Annotated in this window: 3 protein-coding genes; 1 reads left to right on the top strand and 2 read right to left on the bottom strand. The window is 30.7% G+C overall.

Annotated features, from left to right (window positions below):
* Window positions 1–206: 206 nt before the first annotated feature.
* Window positions 207–485, bottom strand: coding sequence for a CD3324 family protein (locus B2671_RS12875; protein WP_346870761.1), 279 nt, complete (start codon window positions 483–485; stop codon window positions 207–209).
* A gap of 398 nt (window positions 486–883) precedes the next feature.
* Window positions 884–1,924, bottom strand: a complete 1,041-nt coding sequence (gene tsaD, locus B2671_RS12870) for a tRNA (adenosine(37)-N6)-threonylcarbamoyltransferase complex transferase subunit TsaD (protein ID WP_346870760.1) — start codon at window positions 1,922–1,924, stop codon at window positions 884–886.
* Window positions 1,925–2,238: 314 nt separating this feature from the next.
* Here tsaD and B2671_RS12865 point away from each other — a divergent pair, with 314 nt between their 5' ends.
* Entirely contained in the window at window positions 2,239–2,907 is a 669-nt protein-coding gene (locus B2671_RS12865; protein ID WP_346870759.1) for a RusA family crossover junction endodeoxyribonuclease, read from the top strand.
* The last annotated feature ends 209 nt before the right edge of the window (window positions 2,908–3,116 follow it).

Raw genomic sequence — 3,116 nt, 5'->3', positions numbered from 1 at the left:
TCTAACATTACAGGGTAAATAGTATCGTTCTTGTCACCAAATTTGAAAGACACTTCTAATATATTTATCTTACTCATGCTAATCACTCCTAATAATAATCTAGTCCCTTAAATAGTATCATGTATTTGAAACATGTAGTTAGTCTCTAAATATTTATGTATTATTTATTCCCACATACTAACCCTAAGCATACATGCTCTCATGCTTTATTTATAATACATTTTATATTCCCTAATAATTTTCCTAATACTATTTTGAGTAAGATAATATTTATTTGCTAATTCCTTAACTGAACTTCCATTATTAAAGGATTTGTAAATTTGTGTATTTCTTTCTATTAATTCATTTTTAAACCCACTATTCTCTTCCCAACTTTTCCTGTTTTCATCTTTTCTAGGTATATATAAATAACTTCCATCAACATACTGTTGAATTATCTTAATAATTTCCTTAGGTAATATCTTTTGTGCATTTTTATACTTCATAGTCTTTGCTCCTATTTAATATTTATATTTTAAAAAATATTAAAGCAAAAACTGCACAAAACTATTTTGATTAAATCCTCCTTTTAATTATACGCTTCATTAAGTTATCACTAATGATATCAAAACTATATACTTTAAACAATTGAGGTATTCTCATGTTTTATTGATAAAAGTTAACTATTAGTTAATTTTTATCAATAAAACAACGCACCTACTCTAAATAGGACTATATTTCTCTCAAGATGTTTCAAAAAATTTTTGAAATATTATTACTTATGATACAGCGTTTTCACCTATAAAAATAGCCCTAACCAAGTAATTTAAATGGTTAAGGCTAAAAACCGCAGTCATTTGTAGTACGGTTCAACATATGAAATCCTACATCTAAATCTTTGTATCTATCTTTGTCCTAACTTCAAATTTGGTACTGCATTTAGTGTCAAATCTGCAATTCTACCAGCTTTATACTCATAATAAGCAGCACTTCCAATCATAGCTGCATTATCTGTACATAAGATTGGTGCTGGGAATAGAACTTTTATCCCTTCCTTTTCCCCTCTTTCCATAAGCTTTGCTCTAAGATAAGAGTTAGATGCAACTCCTCCAGATATAGCTATTTTATCTACTTGTTTCTCTTTGCAAGCCTTCATAGCATTATCTACTAGTACATCTACCACAGCCTTTTGGAAGGAAGCCGCTACATCAGCTTGATTATAGCTCTCACCCTTCATTTGAAGAGAGTTTAAGTAGTTAAGTACAGCTGATTTAACTCCACTAAAGGAGAAATCTAGTGTCTTATCGTGGAAATTTGCCCTTGGAAACTTAATTGCGTCCTCATTTCCTTCTTTTGCAATCTTATCAATTTTAGGTCCACCAGGATATCCAAGTCCAATAGCTCTAGCCACTTTATCATAAGCTTCCCCTGCTGCATCATCTCTAGTTTCTCCTAGAACCTCAAAACTGCCATAATCCTTCATATGAACAATAAAGGTATGTCCTCCTGATACTACTAAAGTAATAAAAGGTGGTTTTAGATCCTTATGTTCAATAAAATTAGCACTTATATGACCTTCAATATGGTTTACTCCTATAAGGGGAATATTTAATCCATAAGCCAAAGCCTTAGCATATTGAAGCCCCACAAGTAAAGCCCCCACAAGCCCTGGCCCATAGGTAACGCCCACTGCATCTATATCTTGAAAAGTTAGGTTTGCTTCTCTAAGTGCTTCTTCCACCACAGCACTAATAGCCTCTATATGCATTCTTGAAGCTACCTCTGGCACAACTCCACCAAATTTTTTGTGTATATCAATTTGAGAAGCTATAACATTAGATAAAACTTCTCTCCCATTCACTACTACTGAAGCTGCTGTTTCATCACAACTTGACTCTATAGCAAGTATTTTAAAATTTTCTTTTACTTCATTTGCTTCTTTCATATTTTTCACCTACTTTTAAATAATTTACACACTATGAAAGTTTATATTATAAGTTTACCCTTAAGGTACTAACTTAAACTTATCCACATGCTAAAATAATATATCCACACATTTATACAATTATATTAACAAATGTGATTACTTCATACATTTTATCATTTTTTAAAGAGTAATTACACACTTTATATTATTTACTTTAAAATTTAATATAGATTTATTGTTCTTATTCAAACATAAGTTCCTGTGTTATAATATACTTACTAAAGTTATTTATATAAACAATTAATCACACAATCATAGAAAGAGGAATTAAAATGAAAGATATTAACTATGCTAAAGTTGTGGTAAAGGGATCACCAATTTCTAAATCTAACTTTAAACTTTTCAATAGCAGTAACAGAGCTATTTTACCATATAACTCTGGAAAATATCATGATAGATATGCACTGTACGAGGAAGAAATAGCCTACGAATGTAGGGTTCAAAATCCAAGTGTAACCTTAACAGAGGCACTTATAGCTGTCCTTAAGGTTTATTATAAAAGTGAAAAACGTCATCCAGACACAAATAACATAACAAAAAGTATTTTAGATGGTGTTGAGAAAAGCGGCCTTATCATAAATGATGCCCAAGTAAGAAGACTTATTATAGAAGAATTTTACGATAAAGAGAACCCAAGATTTGAACTAGAACTCTTTGGGGAAAGTTCCTATGCCATAGACTATAAAATAGTCAAGCTAGAAGAAAAACAGCCCATAATAAATTATGAACCTCCCAGCAACAAAAAAAATAAAACCTTAGATAGCTATAGTGCCTCAGGTTTATGTAAAGAGCTCTCCCTTGGAGATAACAATCTATCTTCCAGTAAAAGCTCTAAACAAATCTGTGAACTTTGTCTAAAGGAAGTTTCCAAGGATAATATCATGTCTTGTAATAAAGGAAAAACTTTAATATGTAAAAGCTGCTTTAAAAAATTATTCTAAAAAACACAAGGAATTTCCAATAATAAATTAATCTAAACAAAGATTGAGCATGTCCTTATAATTATTAAGTACATGCTCAACATTTTANNCCCCCCCCCCCCCCCCCCACTTTTTTTTTTTTTTTTTTAGAGATAAAAGGATAATTATAAGTTCTATAGACAATTTCTCTTTTATTTTTAAAGTCAGTAACATAGACAGTCCAATACTGG

It is taken from the genome of Clostridium sp. UBA5119 (assembly GCF_002414285.1).
In the GTDB taxonomy this organism is placed as follows: Bacteria; Bacillota; Clostridia; order Clostridiales; family Clostridiaceae; genus Clostridium_J; species Clostridium_J sulfidigenes.
The sequence above is the reverse complement of the archived record's forward strand: the minus strand, read 5'-3'. Positions and strand labels throughout refer to the sequence as shown.